This window comes from Bacillus sp. 05T31, from assembly GCF_056396725.1.
On sequence record NZ_JBFTMA010000698.1, the window covers coordinates 1 to 2333 of the forward strand.

Here is a 2333-nt window from a genome sequence, read left to right on the forward strand (position 1 = left end):
GAGCAAATAGTTGGTGACCCCAGTTTATATGAATGTGAAGTTCCTATGCAAATGAAGGAATCTCTGCATGCAAGTGATGATAACGAGAGTGTTATTTTGCGAGAACAAGAAACTGAGTATCAACGCATATACTTGCCGGGTATGGCTTATGGGAAGTTTGTTAAAAGAATTAATATAGCAACAGGTATTCCTATCAAGGAGGTCCATGCAAACTTATTTAAACTTATGAAGTCATCTTTAAAAGGTGATGCGAGATATTTAAGTGAATTATCCCTTAATAACATTACCCGAGAATTTAAAAAGCGGTTTGATGAAATGTTTGCACAAGCTTATGAATATAAAAAATTAGACTTTCAAGCGCGTACAGCAATTTATAATCCTGAAATGGATAGTTTTGTGGATGATATCAATGCAGAAATTATTGGAGTAAATATTGATGAACAAGCGCAAGAAGATAATCGCTATCTCTATGAACTTCCTCCAATGAGGTATGATAGTGTAACGCCTGAAAGAGACTTGTTACGACATGGATATAATGACAAGGTAACTGTCTTTGGGAAGCTACCTAGACGGGCGATTCAGGTTCCAAAATATACCGGAGGCTCAACAACGCCAGACTTCATTTATATGATTGAAAAAGAAGATGATTCAAGTGTGTATGTACTTGTTGAAACTAAAGCTGAGAATATGAGGTTGGAAGATCAAAGAATTATTGATATTCAAAAGAAATTCTTTGATACATTGAAAGAACATCATATTGAATTCATAGAGGCGACAAGTGCGCAACAAGTATATTCTACAATTAGAAAGCTGTCTGAAGAATGAGGGGTAAAACAGTGGATAAAGACATTTCATTATTAGAATTGGTCCAAAATGGTCAATTAGTAAAAACTGGAGCAAAACCGAAATTACCGATACAAATTCCAAATGTAAATGACGGTATGTTAGATGTATACCGTATTCCATTAAAATATCTTTATTACAATGCAGAGAATGGCCGAATTGCTTCGGCTATTTCTCGACAAGATATTCGATTGGAACCTGCTAGAGATAATGAAAACCCAGAATACAATCAACTAATTGCAAAAATGATTGTAGAAGATAATGCTGCTAAATTAAAGCAAACTAAAAAGTCTATCCGAGAGTCTGGTCAGAAAGTTTTTGGTTATGTTTTAGCAGATGGCCGGGTTATTGATGGAAATAGAAGGTATACAGCTTTGAGGCAATTAGCAGAAGAAACGGGAGAAACTTATTTATTTGAAGCAGTTATCTTACCGTTTACTTATGCATCGAAAACTGAACGGGCGGAAATCAAGAGACTTGAATTAGCTATTCAGATGGGAACAGAAGAACGTCAAGCGTATGATCCAGTGGATCTATCGGTAGATATTTATCAAACTGTTGTAGTTGATAAACTGATGACAGAGAATGATTATGCTAAAGAAGCAAATATTAAACCAAAAGAAATCAAAAACCGCACCACAACGGTTATGTTAATGCGTGAATTTTTAGAATTTATCAATACTAAAGAGAATGCATACCATATTATTAAAGATACAAAATTATATAATCCTTTATATGAATTGGCTAAAAAATTAAATGTTCAATTTCCTAAAAAGGGGCCAGCCTATGAACAAAGTAAAATTACTTCTTTTGCTTTATTAACAAAAATGTTAGCTACTGGTGGGGACACGGTACGTGAAGTTCGTGATTATTTCAAAGACGTACTAACAACCGCGGCAAATGAGGATTTTAATGATGCAATTGAGGATTCTGTTGATAATTTGAGAGATACCTTTGAAGAACATCCAGTTACTTCTGCAACAGAATTCAGAAGGGTAATTGAAATAGCCAGTCCAGAAATTAGAGAAATAAATGAAGAATATGTTCGAACACGAAATCGACAAAATCGCGGGAAAAATATTGATAGTTTTATAGGAGATGTAAAAGAGACATTAAATAGTCTAAAAGATATGCAAAAAGGTGAAGGATTGACCGGGAATTTGAACTTTAATAATTTTAGTAAAGATCAAATTAATGAAATTAGGGAGTATTTAATTCAAATAAACTTAATTAGTAGAGAGTTGATTGAAATTTATGACGATGAAATCTAATCCAAAACTTATTACGGTAGTATTTGAGGAAAAGGAATTTTTTCAACTTCAAGATACGAAGGATGAATATTTTAAACAAGGCAGAGTGAAGCGTATTTTAGATCGTTATCAAAGTTATTTTGATAACTTTGATGACTTATTGATTAATAGTAATATTAATTATGTATCGTTACAAGAACTGATTGAAAAGATTAATAAAGCGCTATCTCGGGTATGTAC

At 33.2% G+C, this 2333-nt stretch carries 2 protein-coding genes and 1 pseudogene; all 3 read left to right on the top strand.

The annotated features are described in order from the left end of the window. The coding region (locus AC1DJR_RS26785) for a restriction endonuclease (RefSeq protein ID WP_477003937.1) at nt 1-825 on the top strand (825 nt) is incomplete at its 5' end. 11 nt (nt 826-836) lie between these two features. Beyond that, on the top strand, nt 837-2114 hold the full coding sequence (locus AC1DJR_RS26790) for a ParB N-terminal domain-containing protein (protein ID WP_234815547.1): 1278 nt from the start codon (nt 837-839) through the stop codon (nt 2112-2114). Next, nucleotides 2104-2333 (top strand): annotated as a pseudogene (locus AC1DJR_RS26795) (helicase); the annotation flags it as partial. The gene AC1DJR_RS26790 and the pseudogene AC1DJR_RS26795, both read left to right, overlap by 11 nt.